This window comes from Yersinia sp. 2540 StPb PI (genome assembly GCF_052217165.1).
GTDB lineage: Bacteria > Pseudomonadota > Gammaproteobacteria > Enterobacterales > Enterobacteriaceae > Yersinia > Yersinia enterocolitica_E.
On sequence record NZ_JAZGQC010000001.1, the window covers coordinates 4707999 to 4726533 of the forward strand.

An 18535-nucleotide genomic window follows, 5' to 3' on the forward strand; every position below is an offset into this window, starting at 1 on the left:
TTTTTATCTTAACTGGTTGCGATTGAGTTCAAGTTAACCACTTCCCCCTAATGATTTTAGGAGGGAAATATGATTTCAACTAATAATAATTAATGGTAAACGTTACAGCGGCATTAGCCTTTCCCGGTGTTACCGTCGAATTAGTTTGTATATAACGAGCGACCAGTGGAAACTTAGCGGTAGTTGCCGTATCATTTTCCATTGTTTTGGTCGTCAAAGATGATAAGTTTATTGGTACTGGAGAGGGATCGCTTATCTGGCCTCTTGCTAACTGGATACCAATACCTGTTGCGCTGGTAGACCCTGTGCTCAGGCCAATAATACCGCTTGCGCTATTAATAATAGACGTATTTGGCGTTAAGAGTAGAGAAAGCGTATTTTTGGTCGGCGTTCCTGTTCCTGAAGTGCCATCGTCCGAATAAAATACATCTGTTCCACTACGAAACCGCCCATAAAACCTTGGACAATTGGTGAGGTTGATCGACGCATCTTTCCACGAAGTCGATGTGCCAATCCCGGTAAAGGTTCTGTTTACATCAAATGTACCCATTTGGACATTAACATCTGGAGTAGTACAGGTCTGAGAAACAACGACGAGCGTACCGGTATAGCAGGTACGGACGATCTCAACGGTATCCCCTGCCTGACCAAATGATTGTACGGTGCAAGGCAGGTCGCTCCCCCTAATAACACCTCCTGCCGTAAGTGGCCCTGTTTTCAAGAACGACATCCCAAGGGCAAATGAACCTGCAGCTATAGAACATGTAGATACGTTTGTACATACGGTTGAAGCCTGACTAGCCGGAAACATTGAGTTGCTTGCTCGGTTAACTGATATACCAACAGCTAAACCAGGGACTCCACTTTCATAAAGCTTACCCGCCCAATTACCTGTATTCCACAACGCCAGAGGGAGAGGTCTGCTGGAAAACTCAGAAATCTGATAAAACTGACCTGGTGAGCTACACGTAATTTTAGGTATAGGAAACGTAGGTTGATAGTATTGCGTGTAAGCAAAAGTACCATCTGCATTATCAGCGCCAATGTTCGTGATCACCCCAACTAATGGCATGGAAACATTAACAACCTGCTTGAGTGCACTGTCTGGTGCAAACGCACAGGCTGCCATTACGCTTTTCATCAGTATCAAGGGGATTAATGCTGATAAAATCATGATAAATCTTATAGAAAATCTCATTTCTCGTTTCTCCCGTTGTACTGGTCAATGCAATGCTTGATTAGCTACTGCCAGTATTAATCTGTACTTGAGCCACTTTTCTTTCTATCGGCCAGGAAGTATTCCCTAGAGAACAGACAGAGCTAACCTGCTGTATCTGAATCTGTTTTGGTCCTTTGATTACAAACATCAGTAGTTCCACCTAACCCCATATAAAACACACACATCGGCACTAAAGGTAACAGGCTCACCTTTTACTAAAGTTGAGGTACCTTGTTGGGTGTTGTATTTCACCAATGCGCTAGCATTAAGGGTAATATTCTTACTGGTTGACCTCAGCTCCACGCCATAAGAGGTCCCTTTCGTATCAGACTTCATCCATCTGATACGGCACCACTGTATAACCCCGTATCACTCACTTTTTATGGTCGTGGCCCGACGCTCATCAACCTGACCCTGAGGCACACAGGTCGAGGTAAACCGCATCATCGCGCTGGCTTTACCGTTGGCTAATTGCGGCGGCAGAATATAGTTCAGGTAACATTGCTGGCCGGTACCTTCACCCCAACTGACTTGCAAACGGCCACGCTCCTCGCTCACCCGCGCATAAATCTGACCCCCCTGACCGACAGAACCCACTACCTGGCCTTTGGTGTCTAATACTTGCGACCCAAACGGCACCGGCTCGCCATCTGACTGGGTGGCATTGACCAATATCGGATAGCCCTTGGTACTTTTATATTTCACCATCACCACCGCTCCGGCATTCGGCGCCACTTTCTGACTGGTGGATTCCAGCTCCACGTCATAAGAGGTCCCCTTCGGATCGATGGTTATCTCATTCATCTGATAGGCACTCAGGTACGGCACCACGGCATAACCCCGGGAGTCAATTTTCACGCCGGAGTAACCGGACACTTCGGCCCCTTCAGCGCCCTTCGCTTCCACCACCGCAAAGGTCTCACTGCTGTACGGCGTTAATGTCACGCCGCCGGGGTGGGCAATCATGCTGCCTGAAATGCCGACCGAGCCACTCTGATAGTCGCGACCGCCACCGTAAGACGCCATACTGGTGGCTTTAGAACCGCGGTACTGACCATTGACACTGCCACTGGCCCCCGACCCGCCGTTGCTGTTCATGGCGGTCGCCCCATAACTGAACTGGCTTTGCTCGCCGGCACTGCCTGAAACCGATGCCTGTTCGCCCCAGTTGCCCTGACCATTGCGGTTCATTTCCAGTCGCATTTGCGGCACGTTCTGCTGGTCATTACGCCCTAATGGGAAACTCATACTGACCAGATAAGTATTTTGCATCTCGCCAAACCCGGAGCGGCTGCGGTTCACGCTGACGCCGTAGGTCATGCTTTTATAGTTGTTGCTGTAACCCACCTGATACTGCTGGTCACTGCCACCTTTATTCCAGTAATCCTGCAAAGAACCACTGATATACATCTGGCCCCAGCCGTCCGGTAATCCCTGATTGGCGGTCACGGTTAAGCGGTTTTTTGCCCGGTAGATACTGTTGGCGTCATAGCCCTGACGTTCAGCATCAAGGGTTTGCATCGCCGTGGCGAAATCGAGATAGCCCTGAGTCGAAAAGCGGTGCGCCGCCACACTCAGGTTACTGTTGGTTTCAGCAATCACCTTGCTGTAACTGACCTGATAGCTCTGGCCACTTTCATTGCCGTTACGCAGGCGGGTATTGGCCTGGGTCACGTCGACCGCCACCGCCCCAATCGGGGTACTGAACGCAGTCCCGACCTGCACGGCATAATAGTCTTCACTGGCCTGCGCCCCGGTATAACCGGTAATGCTGTTGTTCAGACCACGCTGATAGGTTCCCTGATAAAGACCCGGGGTAAAGGAGAGCGAATCATTGCGCACTTTACCCACCGTCAGGCTGTAGCGCTGCGAACCGGGGCGCAGCAATTGCGCCACTGCCGCAAACGGCACCTGGAAGTTCTGTGTGCTGCCGTCGGCTTCACGCACCGTGACATCCAGATTGCCGCCGTAGCCGGTCGGATAGAGGTCATCAATGATAAATTCGCCCGGCGAAACCGTGGTTTCATATAACACCTGACCACTCTGGCGCACGGTCACCAGCGCATTGGTGCGGGCAATCCCGCGCACTTCCGGCGCATAACCACGCAGGGACTCTGGCAACATGCGGTCATCGGTGCTGAATTGTGCCCCGGTAAAAGGCACGGTATCGAATAACTGCCCGGTGGTATTGGATTGCCCCAGCAACACCCGGCCCAGCGCAGCCGGGACATCCCGCTGCACATAACTGTTAATACTGGTGTATTTGCTGTCACCGTCTTCTTGCCAGTTATACGAGCCGTTATGACGGAAATACCATGAGCCGAGGTTTAGCCCGGTGTTAATCCCGGCAAAAGCCGAGTTAAATGTCTGTCCGTTGGCGGAGGAGCTGTAGCCATTGAGTGAATAGCCCAACATCCCTGACGTCACGCCGCTGTCCCACAAGGCCGGATTGACGGTGCCACGGGCGGTACGGAGTAACAATGCCTGGGGAATAGCGATATCCAGCCGTTGTTCGCCGCTGTCAAAGGCCACCTGGGCATCGGGGATCAGCGACGCCAGATCAACACAGCCGTCCTCTTTTTTCAGCGGGGCCAGTGATTCAGGCGGCAATGCTTCTGTCTTGAGATTAAGACTGGCAATGACCGACGAGGATAAGCAGGCATGGACACTTTTATCGTCGCGGGCCTTAAACTCCACATTCTCATTGCCAATCAGGGTATTGTTTAAATAAATGTCAGCCCGGTAAGTGCCGGGTAACACGCTGCCCCCTTTCGAGAAGCGGCTTAAATCAATGCCGGAACCACCGTGTTCGGTATTGAGAAAGATACTGTCAAACTCGGCCGACTGGGAATGACCAGTCTGAGGGGATGCGTTGGCCTCAACGCTCTCAACAGCCAAAACAGCCGGCGATAAAAAAGCAGCAATAAGGGCAGCCGCCACGGGCGTTAAACGACCACTACGGGCAGACAATTCTGCAGAGAATGTGATTGCAGGGTGTTTCATTATTCAATTATTCCGTAGTGTACAGACGTATTCCGCCCCCACGAAATAAATGTGGTCATCAGCGGACGCTATGTAGGGCTGTTATTGATAAATTAAATTAAGGTTTAATGGGCTGACTCAGTTTATTGAGTGCGCCATAATCATTAATAAATTCAAAATCAACGTTATTGCCGCCGGTATTTCCCGGTAACGAAAAGGTCAGCGAATTATTAGGGCTAATCATTTGGCCTTCAACCGGCGCTGTTTTACTGCCCGTTATCCCCACCGTGACCAACGAAACATGAAACGGTGTCGGATTGGTGGCTTTAAGTCCGCCGGGGACTTTGGTCCAGACTAAAGATTGTGCGGCATCATTGGGATTACCGACCAAACCGGTGGGACGGAAGAACAATTTAATACGGGAACGGTAGGCCATCTGTAAATAGTTCTGGCTGCTACCCGCATCCGCTTTAGCCGGTATCTCTAAGACATTTAACCAAAAAACAGATTCTTTATCTTTTGGTAAAGCCGCACCGGTATAACTGATGCGCAGTGTCTGACTTTTATTCGGCTCAACCCGGTTAATCGGTGGTGTCAGTACAAAAGGCACTTTTAACGTTTCCGGGCGGGCATTCACATCCCCGTTATCAATCCAGCTTTGTAATACCACCGGGCCGGTGCCGGTGTTATTCACCTTTACCGTCACTTCTTTTTGTTTTTCCGGATAAATTACCCGGGTGCCGGTAATAACCACACTGGCCTGAACAGAGCGTCCGACAAATAGAATCAAGAACAAGGCTGAGAAGACAGTTAATAAAAAACGGTTAGTGCTGTTCATAACAACCTCGACACTTAATGAATGTGTGCATGCTTTAATTTTAGTGCTTATCGTCAAAAAGGGCAGATATCTGCCCTTTTATATTTCTGTGTTACTCGTTAATACTTATTTGTATTGAATAGAGTAAACCACGTTGCTGACAACAGTACCGGCAGTGGTTGCGCCATCAGCATAATATTGAACCGCATACGGCAGTGTTGCAGAACCTGTAGCAGCATCAATATAAGTGGTGCTGGTCGTCTGGTTGCTGTTACCGGCTTTAATTGGCGCCATGGCGTTAGAACCGTCCATCAGTTCCAGGCTAACCTGACCAGCAGTACCGCTTACGTTTTTCAGGTGACCGGTAACCACATCAACACTTGGGCCTGCTTCAAAGAAAGCCGAAACTGTTTTCAGGGTGCCAGCACAGTTGCTCAGTGCCATGTTAAAGCCTGTGCTACCAGCAACTTGAGTCGCTGCAGTCAGTTGGTTAGTACCGACAGTTGGCAGTACCACAGTTGCGTCTGCACCCTGGCCGTCGACGGATACGTCACAAGTAGATGCTGTCAGTTCACCGTTAAAAGTGATGGTACCGGTAGAAGCGGCTTGAGCAGCGTTAACACCCGCGAATGCAGCAACGATTGAGGCAATAATAGCTAACTTTTTCATTTAAATTTCCAATTAGTAATAGATGTATGAGTTAAATAACTCGGTACTGTTGTGTGTTAATTCGATTGTGGTTATTCCACAAGAATCCATTAGATATCTATTTATCGCTGCTGGACAATAAGACCAGTTGATGAGTTCTTTTAACAATCCAATAAATGTCGAAACTCAATGTGTGTGCTTGGTAGCGAAAACGATACTTTAAATATCTTTTAATAGTAGGAGTAAAGCGGGTTTCTAATATTCACAATGTCCGTACTGTATATAAAGCATTTTAGAAACTTGAAATGTCCTTATCGCTGTACTCTCTTGCTATGGATTGAAGTATACGCGATCGATTCATCTAGTAAACACCGATATCACAGATCAATGGTCTGCAATCAAGGTAAATTACTAGCATTATATTCCGTTGTTGATCTAGAACAAGGATTTTTAGATCGTCATTATCTTAAAAAGTAACCGTTAATATTGATTTAGATCATTTTAGCAGCTTATTATGTTTTTAATTTAAAGAATAAAATAATCTATTTCACCACAGCAACGAAAATAATCTTGCTATCCAGGTAATTAAACCTACACATATAAAATAAAATTCCTACTTTTTTGTAGGAATGTGATTATATATTGAGCCTTTTTAATGTATGGTCACCCTATATACTCACCTTGTTTTTCAGTAAAAAATAATATAATGCATTGTTTTTTAATTAAAAAATAAATATTCAAGTGTTTTAATAACGATTAAGGAACATTGAAAAGTAAAGCGCAGAGATAAAACCATGCTTAATCGCTAAATCCACTGACTTATCTGAGTTATTAAACTTAAAAAAACAATATATATAAAATAAAAATCCTAAAAAAATAAAATATTTGAAATTAAAATCTGGTAAAACAGGCTTGATTTTCAAAAAAAACGGCACTTAGATGATAATAATTATCATCCATAATATAAAATCAAACGATATAGATAATGAGGAGCAAAGGCTGGGATATAAAATGTGGGCGAAGACTTGAATAACAATAAACATATAAAAACTACTGCTTACATATGGAAATACTTTTCATCCAAGCGCTCTAAATAAACCATTGAATATGATTCAACGATGTGAGTATTTACTGCTAATTAAAAATGAATAATTGTCTGAAGTTTATATATTCATTAACGAGTTACAGTAAAAGTCAGACTTTTGCACCACAGAATAGCTCATTAAATGTACTATTAGTGCTTCTTTTATGAGCTTTAATGTGTAGAATGCCGCTCTCCAGAAGGATTTTAGTCAATGCGTTAACCAAGGAAAGCCATTCACCTCATATTTTAGATACCCTTATGTTTAAGACTATAACCCCCGTTATGATTGCGATTGTCTCTTTATTTACATTTCCCGCGCTTGCCGAACCCTCAGGGAAATTGGTGAGCTCATCATCCTTACAAAATGCGTCAATCCAGTCGGCGTCTGGGCGTCATGAGACACAAAAACTCAAAAAAATCCTGACCCATTATGACGAGTGGGAAGGTGTCAGTTACAAGCTTGGCGGGAACACACGTAAAGGTATCGATTGTTCTGCTTATATGCAGCGCATTTTTGAAGATGAGTTTTCCCTGAGTTTGCCAAGAAGTGCCCAGGAACAAATGAAACAAGGATCTCGGATCACCAAGGAAGCTTTAGATACAGGCGATCTGGTTTTTTTCAAAACCTCACGACAAACACGACACGTGGGTGTTTACATCGGGGAGGGCAAATTTATCCATGCCTCGAGCAGCGTGGGTGTGACCATCTCAAAGCTTGATAATAAATACTGGGGAGCGCGGTATGAGCAAGCACGGCGTATTAATCATACGGAAGCATAAACTCACTACCAACGTATTCGGCCACTGAGGCTGTTCATTTTTGGATTTCTCCATCTCCATATCGAGTGATTACCTTCGATTCCTTCTGGAGTCTAAAACTTTCGAATGGCCGTTATTAACGGTCCGTAAAGATAAAATGTAGGTCAATGGGATCATGGGGATTTAAAACGCAGGCTAATGCAAGAGACTCAGAGAGACTGTATAGCCAGGGTCTCTGATAGAGGCTGTGGCATCAAGCATAAAATCAATGCGTAATGCTGATATTTTTGGCTATCACTGAGTCCGTCACATATTGGTCATTCGAGATACACGAATAATGATGAAAAGATGTTTTATGGTGTTCCCCGCTATCCTGTCATTGAATTCCTGTAACGATAAGGTCAGTGTGGATACCATTCGCGCGATGACTGCCTCCCCGAATGACTCCCGTCTCATGGGGAAGTACTGGATACCCGCACACTGGCGCGCAGAACGGATGGCAGTGTGCAAGTGATCTATCAGTGCTATATGCCTGTGGCCTGGTTCCAAACGATGTTCGCGCAGCAATTGGAAAGAACAAGGGCGGCGAACGCTTGCTGACACAGTGACCAGAAATAAAGTACTGAAAGCAACTGCGCGGGAGAAGAAAAAGCGGGAACCGCTATTGCTTGCAGAAGCCAACGCATTGTTTGAGCAACTTCAGGTCCGTGGCGACCTGGACCACTATAAATCACTGGTCAAATATGCTTCGATGGGTAATCAGAGTCTGGGAACAGTGAAGGCCTTCTTTGACAGCGAGAATGGGCAGGCGTGGCTGGATACGTATCCCAGGGCCGAGGTGGCGCTGGGCCACCACTGCCACGGAACACAGCTCCCGCGACATCATCCAATGGGTTGCTCAGTTCAGCACCGAGATTGCTGCTATCTCCGCGAGCTTTCCACCACCACAGTTGATAACAACTCGCGTCAGGTCACGACTCATGTCAGGTACTTCAGTCTTTACCGAATGGGGTGTAATCATTTGCGATACCATCGCGTCGGCGGGCGGCGGAACGACCTTCAGTTCCATCATTACGATAGCTGGATTGAGACCAGCCCCGCCACGCTCAAGCATGACCTCATATCCACCGGTAGAAGTTTCAACCTCGCCTGACACTATAAGCCTGGGCGGCTGCGCATATACAGATGCCTTCCACTCGCCGGATGACTGGATCCGGCATCCCGCCGGTATTTCAGCCGCGACTGTCACAGCCGATGGTATATTCTGTTCAATCGCCGTGGTCGGCAAGACTGCCTGCTCGCGGGATTGTACATTTCCAACCGCAGCAGTGCTGGCACCGGAATTCTGGTTACAGGCAACCAGCATCAAGGATGCCGCCAGCGCGCTAACGCGTAATAATGCAGACTTGTCCAACATAGTCGATGTCTCCCGTGCAATCGCGAGTGATTAATTTTGCAAACATATCATGATCGAACCAGATTTATTGCAAAAAAATGGCTTTGTAATGAAAACTTAGGCTATTCATCTATTATTCAGTGATCCCCATGAAACTCGCTACAGACATGTATCCCCCAAATGGGGAGTTGCGTCCAGATGGGGAAAAATTGCTTGGCTGGGTCTGATTGTGGGTTTATATCACATTGATAACTCATCAGTCTGGGACGTGTAAAAGTCATGTCCCACTAACCGAACCTTCAAAAAGGGATAATCTCGTGACCAAAAGCATTAGGCTCACTGTCGCAATAACACTGCTTACTGCGACACTGCCCATATTAGCTAAAATGCCAGAAAACTTTGTCTATACCAGCTCTGGCGACCTCGAAACGGCATCAGTCATTATCGCGCGTAGCGACATTGGCGGTGCACAGATCGTTTACAATTGGCGCTCACTCGAACCTGAGAAGAACAAATACAACTTCTCGCAAATTGAGAAGGACTTGGCTCGTCTTAAGGTAGCCAATAAAAAACTTTTCATCCAGATCCAGGATCGGTTTTTCGAACAGAATGCCAGGTACGTTCCTGATTATCTGATGAATGATGCCAGGTACGGTGGGGGGATATCGCCACAATTTGACAATCCTGGCGAAGGAAAGCCGAGTGGTTCGGGTTGGGTGGCACAGCAATGGGATCCTGCTGTGCGCCAACGTTATCAGGCTCTGTTGGCAGCGATTGCAGAGCGTTTCGATGGTCGAGTCTATGGTGTGAACCTACCCGAAACAGCCATTGATCTTGACGAGAAAAAGCTACCCAAGGGATTTTCCTGCGATAACTATTTTGCAGGCGAAATGGAAAATCTCACCTTTGCGCGAAAGGTGTTCACCAAATCCCATGTGGTGCAATATGTCAATTTCTGGCCGTGCGAATGGAACAACGACCACAATTACATGGGCCGGCTGTTTGAGTTCGCGAGTGCCAATAATATTGGACTTGGCGGCCCAGATATTGTTCCCAACCGCAAAGCGCAAATGAAGAACTCATATCCGTTCTTCAACAAATACAAAAGTAAGCTAGCACTCATTGCCATGGCAGTGCAGGAGCCGACGTTGACCTACAAGAACCCCAATACGGGTAAGCCATTTAGCAAGGATGAGTTTGTACAATTTGCCGACGATTATCTTGGCGCAGATATCATCTTCTGGAGCACTACATCTCCCTGGCTGACTAAGAAATAGGTATCAATCGCCAGAGACAGAAAGCCTCACTGTGAGATCATGTATAGGTTCTTTTTCCGGATAAAATCGCGCCAGCCGTCGGACAACAGCACTGATAACCCGCGTAAGTAATGGTGCGGACTGGTTCGAATGCTGGCGCATTTACACAGCGAAAATTTCTGGGGTTCCAGCTTAGGCCCCTCTTCGGGAACTGATTGCAACATTCAGTGGGTTCAGTATGAAAGCACCAAGGTATAAATTTAAAACCCATTTTCAGCCCTAAAAATGCCCCAAATATTTAGGGCATTGAGTTCAGTCCGCTGCGGGTTTTCTTTGTTAGCTAAACGCGTTGCCCACGCATTCAGGTCACGAGCTGGCATCCGGTTCATTACCAACTGATAGGATGATGCGAACTCTTACAAATATAGTCATACAGGCGTTGAGTATCTTCCAATGAACAAAGGCGCGTGCCAAGATTAAGTGTTGCCGCGCTACCTGCGGCAACACCAAAACGTACAATCTCAAACAGGTCTGCACCCTTTGCCAGTTTCAGTGTCATTGCGCCAACCATACTGTCCCCTGCCCCAACGGTACTCATCTTCTTCACCGGCGGGGGAACGATTTGTACCCAGTTATCACGATCGACTGCTAATGCTCCCTGTGGCCCAAGCGACACCACGACTCGCTCGGCAGCGCCACGATTAACCAATTCCTTAGCAGCATGGCGTACATCATCAGGGTGCTTCAACTCCCGCCCTATAAGGGCCGATAGCTCATTCTGATTAGGTTTTACCAAAGCAAGCCCCCCCAAATCTAAGCTCGCTTTTAATGCATCGCCAGAGCTATCAATGATGCACTGCAATCCCATAGCTTTAGCCTGCTGAATCAGGTGAACTAATTTTTCAATACCCGTACCTGGCGGCAAACTACCGCTAATAACCAAAATCGATCCTGAAGGGATGTTTTGCACTTGTAGTACCAGTAGATCAAACTCAGCATCACTCAATCGCGCCCCTGGCATAACAAAACGATACTGTTCACCACTGTTGTCTACGTGGACATGCATGTTCTGCCGTGTCCAATCCTGCGTTTTCAGCGTTTTCGTCTCAATACCTTCCCGATCAAGCAATTCTTTCAAGTGCTCCCCTGTAGGGCCAGCAATAGGAAAAATTGCATGAGCTTGACCACCAAGATAAACAACAGCACGAGCGACATTAATACCGCCACCACCCGGCTCAAAAATAGGTGCCGTGCAACGTAGTTTTCCTTCAGGGTAGATTTTGGGCGTCGTTGTTGCGCTGTCTAGCGAAGGGGATAATGTTAAAGTGAAAATCTGAGTCATGATAATACAACCTTCCTTTTTGGTTTTTATTTCGCAGATTCGGCAAATAAAAATAGAAATTGTGTATTGGTGATGGACTTAGAACGGCCACATTAGCGACCCAAAAGCTCGATGAATTTTTGCACCCACCAACAGAACGTTAGCTTTTCTTTTCAAAAAACAGTGTCACTTTGGCGACTTCAACACCAAATTTGCGCAGTGATGTCTGGTTGAACAAATGGGTATCATCCTGGCGATACAGCCAGTCATCAAAGTGCAGTTTTATGCTGCCGTTCTCTGTTTTCACGTCCATATCATAACGCCAGTTGAAAGCATTACCTGCGGTATAACCATGGGCCACGCCAATGATATCCCCTGCCGTCCCCTGATAGCTGCCATCCGCGTTTCTGATGATGCGCCAGATACGGGTCTGGTGTTCGCCATCAGCAAAAACAAACTTCTCGTTGAGCGTCAGGGTATTGCCGACAACATCTCCCTGGATAACCACCTCAAAACGGCGAGTCTGTTTATTCTGATAATTCTGCAACATTCCCCAGGCGCGGGTTTCGCCGCTGAAGTAGCCGAACAAATCGAAACTAGGTTTATTGTTTTGATAGTCATTGATATCTGCACTGCATCCAGCCAGTACAAACAGGAAAACCAGTAACAGGCTTTTGATATTCATCAGATACCTCCAGTCAATTGTTGCCGTAAGTCAGGATATTGTGTCGTCGGTGACAACCAGATAGCGAGAAATGCATCTCGGAAAGCACGGTCGAAACGATCACCAATCGGCTTAATATATGGATTAGATGGCGCACGATAATAAAATTGTCCGCCAGTATTATCACCCACGAAAGTGAGTTGGCTGCCAGAGGTTACTGCCGGCCAGATAGTCGCTATCTGCTTGAGCCAACGCTGCTGCTGTGCTGCAGACACGCTGATTTTCATGGCTTGCCATTGTTCTTGTGTCGCGTTCACCAGCTCTTCTTGGGTGATAGAACGCTGATAGTTAATACTGAGTGCCTGCGGCCATCCCCCTTCCTCATAGCGTCCGCTCGGTGTGCGCAATACTGAAAAATAAATATCAAAGGGCCCCCAACGTAGCGTGGCACTGCCTACCGTCGGCCACGTGGTCCAATCGCTGGCCTGTGCCATCTGAGTACTCAGACAAAGAAGAAAAGTTAACAGCATCTTCATTCAATTCTCCTGCGTAGTATTGGCCAACTGACAACTGGCAGATAAATAGCCCACCCTAAAGATAGGGTGAGGATCATCATTTCAGGTGCGATTTGTGGAGTCATCGCATTCAATTTCCAGCCGATAACATAGGCTAGTGGGCCGGTAAGCGCACCTAACAACACCACTGTTTTCACCGTCGGGATAATCCGTCTCAGTAGCCAATAAAACCAGCTAGTGAAAGTAAGCCACAATGCGCACATCCATATGGGAACACCGCCCCCTCCAGCAAATTTAAAGATATCGAGATAGCACCAAAACGCATCCATGGTAATACCCAGTAGCGCCGCTAACAGGACCCATATACGCTGTTGCCGCGGGGTAAATATCAGTGCCAGCGCAGCGCCCAGAAGTAGAAAAAGCATTACTTGTTCACGCCAAATAATGGCCAGCGTCCAATAGGCATCAAAACCGAGCGTGGTTAGCCAAAATCCGGTGCCCAATCTCATCGACGCTCAGCACTCAGTTGTACGGTACTGATGGATCGCGCCAGAAAACCAGCTTCGCAATAGCACAGGTAAAATCGCCACTGGCGCTGAAAACGTTCGTCAAATCCCTGATTGTGTAATAAAGGCCAATTCTGCTCAAAACGCTCACGCCATTGTTGCAGCGTGCGGGCATAGTCACGGCCAATATCGAACAGGTCACACATCACCAGATCGCTATGGCGTGTGAGGGTATCGCACAGCGCGGTTATCGATGGCAAGAAGCCCCCGGGGAAGACGTAACGCTGGATAAAATCCACATTGCTGCTGTATTGCTGATAACGCTGGTCGGTAATGGTGATCGCCTGTAACACCATTTTGCCTTTAGGTTTCAGTAGCTGCTGGCAACGTTTGATAAATAGAGGCAGAAAACGTTTGCCTACGGCTTCGATCATTTCGACCGAGACCAGTTTGTCATATTGCCCCGTCAACTCACGGTAATCCTCAAACAACAGAGTAACGCGATCCTCTAATCCAGCTTGCTTAATACGCTGTTGGGCATAAACGTACTGTTCCTGCGAGATAGTCGTGGTGGTGACGCGACAGCCATACTCACGCGCGGCAAATTCCGCCAGCGCTCCCCACCCAGTACCGATCTCCAACAGATGATCTTGCGGTTGCAAATCTAACTGTTGGCACAAGCGACGCATTTTAGCCTGTTGCGCCTGTTCCAATGTCATCTCCGTTTCGCTGTACAACGCACTGGAATAAAGCATTTCACTGTCGAGAAACTGCTGATAGAAGCTGTTACCCAGATCGTAATGTGCGGCAATATTACGCCGTGCCTGCCGCCTACTATTATCACGTAGCAGGTGCACCAGCCGATGCCAAGGGGCGGTCAGCCAACTTAAACGGGCCTCCATCTTATCGACCAACTGCATGTTACTGGCCAGCAACTGAAGCAGGCGAGTTAGATCAGGACTGCTCCAATAACCGTCAATGTAGCTTTCTCCACCAGCAATGCTGCCACCCAACAGTATTCGGCGGTAAACACGGGGATCATAAACCTCAATTTCAGCCTGTAGCGGGGCTTGGGTATCACCAAACTGGATTTCACCGACACCGGCTTCACGCAGCAATAATCCGCCCCCTTGCAACTGCTGTAGCAAGGTAAAAATAATGCGACGAGCACCTTTATTGTGACCCGAAAAAGGGGTGCTATCGGCGAGGGTGTATTCTGAGGAACTCATCGTTCATCCTTGCCGCCGGCGGCGGGGTGAGGGTAAATGGGGGTACGTTTCAGCCATAATTTCAGTGCTTGCCAGTAAATGGCGGTGGCAGTTTTCAGTGTCATTAGAGGCAGAAGCCATAACTGTCGGCGCAACGTTGCCCGCGTTAGAGGGTGTCGATAAAGCAGTAATGTGGCGTCAAATTCGCGGCTGACACGGTGATTTTCGATATGAATGCGCAGTCGCTGTGCGGGGGCGGAGAGCCGCCAGTGGTAGGTCATGTCCATCGGGTTAAACGGTGATACATGAAAAACTTTATCTATGGTTGAGGTACCTTCTGGATTTACGGCATAGGTATGGCGTTCATTCCACGGGGTATTACGAACTTCGGCCAACAACCAACACAGTTTGTCATCATCGTTATACAAATAGTAAAAGTTGACGGGATTGAAGTAACATCCCAGATAGCGCAACTGGCACAACAGCATCACGCGGCCATTCAACTTTTCGCCGGTCAATTGTGCAATGCGTTGCTGCGCTTTGTGTTTAATATCGCCACCACCCAGATAATCGCCACGATAAAACGACGCTGGGGCAAAGCGTTCCAACGCAATACCCAGCGCGGGCAATTGTGTCAGTTCATCAAGATCAATCAATGGCATGAAGATTTGGTAATCAAAGCTGTGTTGGACCGGGCTGAAGCGACGATGGCGCACATGTCCTACATAAAGGGCGCTATTCATGCGGCGTTCTCCTGCAACAAAACCTGCGTGACGTCCAGCGCACTGCGTACCCCATCCTCGTGGAATCCGTTATACCAGTAAGCGCCGCAGAACCAGGTATTGTGCTGCCCGTTTATCAGCGAACGCTGCTGTTGTGCCAGTACAGTAGTCTGATTGAATACCGGGTGGTGATAACTAAACTGGCGCAGAATAAGCGCCGGTTCAATCGGTTGCTGTGGGTTGAGTGTGATACAAAAGGTCTGTGGCGCATCCAAGCCTTGCAGAATATTCATGTTGTAAGTCACGCTGGCGAGTTGGTTCTCTGCATGCTCGTCGCTGGCAGGTAAGCGATAATTCCAACTGGCCCAGGCACGGCGCTGGCGTGGTAGCACACGAATATCGGTATGCAGGATGACTTCATTCGCTTGATAGCCCAACTGAGCTAAAACACGTTGCTCCTGCGGGCTGGCATCGGCCAGAAGACGCAGTGCCTGATCGGCATGGCAGGCAAAAATCACCTGATCAAAATGTTGTTGCCCCAAGGCGCTATGAAGTATCACCCCTTGTGGTTGGCGTTCAACCCGCAGGACTGGCATATTCAGGTGCAATGTCAGGTTGTCTGCCATTATGGCCAACATGCGGCGCACATATTCACGCGAGCCGCCTGGCACTACAAACCATTGTGGGCGGTTGGTGATGTCTAACAGACCGTGGTGATCGAAAAAGCGCAAAAACAGTGCTAATGGAAACTGGCGCATATCAGTCATTGAAGAAGACCAGATAGCGGCCCCCATCGGTAACAAATAATGCTGGGCAAAATAGGGGGAAAAACCTTCCTGTTGCAGAAAATCGTCCACCGTTTGAGCCGTAATACCGCCATTCGCCAGGTTTTTCTTACATTGGCGATTGAAACGCATAATCTCTGCCAGTAGGCGATAAAAGCGTGGATTCAGCAGGTTACGGCGTTGGGCAAACAGAGTATTGAGCGTATGGCCGTTGTACTCCAGTCCACTGCGTGGATGCGTAACCGAGAAGCTCATCTCCGTGGCTTGGCCACTGATGCCCAATTCAGCCAACAGAGCAATAAATTGCGGATAGGTCCGCTCGTTATAGATGATAAATCCGGTATCGATAGCGTAGCTGCGCCCTTCCAGCGTGACGTCCACGGTCGCGGTATGCCCACCGGGATAATCATTGGCTTCAAACAGTGTAACCTGATGTTTTTTAGCTAACTTCCATGCACAGGTTAAACCGGAAATCCCGCTGCCGATAATGGCGATTCTCATTGGATTACCTCACCAAACGCTTGGCAAGCCAGCGTTGTAGAGCTTGTGGAAGTAGAGCTGTTAGTCGTAACAGCGCGGCGAACAGTGGGGGAAAAGCAATTTCAGCGGCCCCTTTTGCCAGGCCACGGCGAATATAGTGCGAAGCCTGCTTAGGGGTGATTATCATCGGCATGGCAAAATCGTTGCGGTCAGTCAGCGGTGTGGCAACAAAACCGGGTAATATCAGCGAAACATTAATACCGGATTTTGCCAAATCCACGGCCAGGCTGCGGGCAAAATAGGCAAGTGCCGCTTTTGAGGCACCATAAGCTTCTGCGCGCGACATGGGGATGATGCTGGCTGTTGACCCCACCAATGCGATCCTGCTCCCGGACGACAGTTGTGGTAACAGGGCATCTAAGCAATTGATCGGACCAAGAAAATTAGTATTAAGCACCCGTGCAACCCGTTCAGCCTCTACGACACCGTTATTAAGGTATTCACAGGTTCCAGCACACAAAATAACCAGATCGGCCGGACATTGCGCCAACGCGCTACGCGTAGCAGACAAATCGGTTATGTCGAAATGACGCGCCGTAATTGCCGAATCATGCGCGCCAAGTGCCATCAACCGGGTTTCATCACGTCCACAGGCGGTCACCTGCCAGCCCTCGGCGGCATAATCGAGCGCCAATTGCTGCCCAATACCGGAACTGGCTCCGGTGATCACCACGTGTTTCATGCTTGCAGCCTCTTCTTCAATTTGACAACAATCCCGCCGAGCAGCGGTATATGTTCATACAGCATGGCACCCAGATCGTAGTAATCACGCTGATAGATGACCCGTTGTTCAGCAAAGCGTAACTGGCTGATACCCTCTAAACTGAGCAAGCTGCCACGGCGCAGACGGGGATGGGCATAAGTCATATGCCAGCACACAGAGGCTTGTTGGTCATGGTGCTGAATGTCAGTGAGGGTAAAGCTACAAGTGCTTAAGTTACTGAGCAGCGATTGAAAATAAGCTTCAAGTGAACTCAATCCCTGATGTTCTCCGACGGGATCGATAAAGTGGATATCGCGATGATAAACATCAGATAGCTCGACCAGACGTGCTGTATCCAGCGTGGTATAGAATTGTGAAAAACGTGCCAGCAGTGCTTCAGCGTTACTCATGGCAGTGCTCCGAAGCAAGGATTAGCAGAGCATGGTTATCGATAAGCGTAATATTCAAGCCAGCATCGCACCAAGCTGCTAATTGCCGCCGCTTGGCAGTATTGAGTACGCCATCGGTGCAGAGAAAGTAGCGTTCGGCCTTAAACATAGCCAATTGCGGAGATTCCAGCGATCCCGGCAAAATATCGATATGCATATTGTTTTTCGCCAGAACGATGGCGGCCATCCACAGCTCGGTAGGATCGGTGTTTCCCCATCCCAGTAGTAATACATTCTCGCCTGGCTTCTTGCGTGCACCCAGCATACAAAAAGTCGCGTATTCAATGATCACGCCATCCAGCAAACGACTCAGCATATGCAGCAATTGATGGTCATTCTTAAGCTGTGAACGTAATGGTCTTAGCACATATTCAATCAGAGCCTGAGGTGGATATTCACGCCCTAATTCAAAGATACGGCTACGGAGTTTATGCGGTGCGGGAGCCTGAATCAGCGCCAGTAACTGTTGTTGCAGTGTTACCCAGTTAGTGCTGTCGTCAGGTGCTGTGCCACCGTCGAGTAAAGGTTTGATCTGGCTAACCGGGACGCCGCGTTCTATCCAGCGCACAATAGTGCGGATACGGACAATATCGTCGTCATTGAACTGCCGATGGCCACCTTCAGTACGTTGTGGTTTTAACAAGCCATAACGCCGTTGCCAGGCACGCAGTGTTACTGGATTAATACCACAAAGTTGCGCCACCTCACTGATACTGTATGTCGCCATGCCATTTACCTTGCCTAAAACGCCTATAGATTAACCATAGCGGGTTAATACAAACTTGTACAAGAAAATAATAATTGTACAAGTTTGAGCAAGGAACGAAGAAAGGGATTACGGTGGTGAAATTAGGCTGATGCAGCTTTCTACATGTTAAGCCAATCCGCAGCAGAGGAAGATGTATCTGTTACCCAATAGCTCTTTTAACTAGCTGAAATGAAACGTTCTATTGTCAGATCT

The 18535-nt window shown here is 48.0% G+C and carries 17 protein-coding genes; 3 read left to right on the plus strand and 14 right to left on the minus strand.

Annotated elements, in window-relative coordinates; translation table 11 throughout:
* Nucleotides 1–79: 79 nt before the first annotated feature.
* The 4 genes from V1956_RS22115 to V1956_RS22130 form a co-directional block, all read right to left on the minus strand.
* Nucleotides 80–1174 (minus strand): fimbrial protein, encoded by a 1095-nt coding sequence (locus V1956_RS22115; protein WP_442825698.1) that lies wholly within the window; start codon nt 1172–1174, stop codon nt 80–82.
* 414 nt (nt 1175–1588) lie between these two features.
* Nucleotides 1589–4222 (minus strand): fimbria/pilus outer membrane usher protein, encoded by a 2634-nt coding sequence (locus V1956_RS22120; protein WP_442825699.1) that lies wholly within the window; start codon nt 4220–4222, stop codon nt 1589–1591.
* A 97-nt stretch (nt 4223–4319) separates the two neighbouring features.
* A complete protein-coding gene (locus tag V1956_RS22125) occupies nt 4320–5039 on the minus strand; it encodes a fimbrial biogenesis chaperone (protein ID WP_442825700.1) in 720 nt (239 codons plus the stop codon).
* Nucleotides 5040–5144: 105 nt separating this feature from the next.
* The gene (locus V1956_RS22130) at nt 5145–5687 is read right to left on the minus strand and encodes a fimbrial protein (RefSeq protein WP_442825701.1); all 543 of its coding nucleotides are present in this window, start codon (nt 5685–5687) and stop codon (nt 5145–5147) included.
* Between the two features lie 1246 nt (nt 5688–6933).
* On the opposite strand from V1956_RS22130, the gene V1956_RS22135 reads away from it, so the two are divergent.
* The 3 genes from V1956_RS22135 (at nt 6934) to V1956_RS22145 (ending at nt 10182) form a co-directional block, all read left to right on the plus strand.
* The gene (locus V1956_RS22135; RefSeq protein ID WP_372560615.1) at nt 6934–7530 is read left to right on the plus strand and encodes an NlpC/P60 family protein; all 597 of its coding nucleotides are present in this window, start codon (nt 6934–6936) and stop codon (nt 7528–7530) included.
* 959 nt (nt 7531–8489) lie between these two features.
* Nucleotides 8490–8960 (plus strand): hypothetical protein, encoded by a 471-nt coding sequence (locus V1956_RS22140; RefSeq protein ID WP_372560614.1) that lies wholly within the window; start codon nt 8490–8492, stop codon nt 8958–8960.
* Nucleotides 8961–9291: 331 nt separating this feature from the next.
* Entirely contained in the window at nt 9292–10182 is an 891-nt protein-coding gene (locus V1956_RS22145; protein ID WP_442825841.1) for a hypothetical protein, read from the plus strand.
* A 367-nt stretch (nt 10183–10549) separates the two neighbouring features.
* Here the strand turns inward: V1956_RS22145 and pfkB are convergent, their stop codons facing one another.
* The 10 genes from pfkB to V1956_RS22195 all read right to left on the minus strand — a co-directional run bounded on the left by pfkB (nt 10550) and on the right by V1956_RS22195 (nt 18301).
* Nucleotides 10550–11503 carry a 6-phosphofructokinase II gene (gene pfkB, locus V1956_RS22150; RefSeq protein ID WP_083162632.1) on the minus strand — a complete coding sequence of 318 codons (954 nt, stop codon included), beginning with the start codon at nt 11501–11503 and terminating at the stop codon, nt 10550–10552.
* Between the two features lie 139 nt (nt 11504–11642).
* Nucleotides 11643–12167, minus strand: a complete 525-nt coding sequence (locus V1956_RS22155) for a DUF3833 domain-containing protein (protein WP_372560613.1) — start codon at nt 12165–12167, stop codon at nt 11643–11645.
* Nucleotides 12167–12682 carry a hypothetical protein gene (locus V1956_RS22160; protein WP_372560612.1) on the minus strand — a complete coding sequence of 172 codons (516 nt, stop codon included), beginning with the start codon at nt 12680–12682 and terminating at the stop codon, nt 12167–12169. The genes V1956_RS22155 and V1956_RS22160 overlap by 1 nt, the downstream gene beginning before the upstream one ends.
* On the minus strand, nt 12679–13170 hold the full coding sequence (locus V1956_RS22165; protein WP_083162628.1) for a DUF2878 domain-containing protein: 492 nt from the start codon (nt 13168–13170) through the stop codon (nt 12679–12681). The genes V1956_RS22160 and V1956_RS22165 overlap by 4 nt, the downstream gene beginning before the upstream one ends.
* The gene (locus tag V1956_RS22170) at nt 13167–14396 is read right to left on the minus strand and encodes a class I SAM-dependent methyltransferase (RefSeq protein ID WP_372560610.1); all 1230 of its coding nucleotides are present in this window, start codon (nt 14394–14396) and stop codon (nt 13167–13169) included. Before V1956_RS22170 ends, V1956_RS22165 begins: the two co-directional genes overlap by 4 nt.
* Nucleotides 14393–15118: a DUF1365 domain-containing protein gene (locus tag V1956_RS22175; protein WP_083162624.1), complete on the minus strand. Its 726-nt coding sequence runs from the start codon at nt 15116–15118 to the stop codon at nt 14393–14395. Before V1956_RS22175 ends, V1956_RS22170 begins: the two co-directional genes overlap by 4 nt.
* A complete protein-coding gene (locus tag V1956_RS22180; protein ID WP_442825702.1) occupies nt 15115–16383 on the minus strand; it encodes an NAD(P)/FAD-dependent oxidoreductase in 1269 nt (422 codons plus the stop codon). The genes V1956_RS22175 and V1956_RS22180 overlap by 4 nt, the downstream gene beginning before the upstream one ends.
* A 4-nt stretch (nt 16384–16387) precedes the next feature.
* Nucleotides 16388–17104, minus strand: coding sequence for an SDR family NAD(P)-dependent oxidoreductase (locus V1956_RS22185; protein ID WP_372560608.1), 717 nt, complete (start codon nt 17102–17104; stop codon nt 16388–16390).
* Nucleotides 17101–17535: a nuclear transport factor 2 family protein gene (locus tag V1956_RS22190; RefSeq protein WP_372560607.1), complete on the minus strand. Its 435-nt coding sequence runs from the start codon at nt 17533–17535 to the stop codon at nt 17101–17103. Before V1956_RS22190 ends, V1956_RS22185 begins: the two co-directional genes overlap by 4 nt.
* Nucleotides 17528–18301, minus strand: coding sequence for a MerR family transcriptional regulator (locus V1956_RS22195; RefSeq protein ID WP_372560606.1), 774 nt, complete (start codon nt 18299–18301; stop codon nt 17528–17530). The genes V1956_RS22190 and V1956_RS22195 overlap by 8 nt, the downstream gene beginning before the upstream one ends.
* Between the last annotated feature and the right edge of the window lie 234 nt (nt 18302–18535).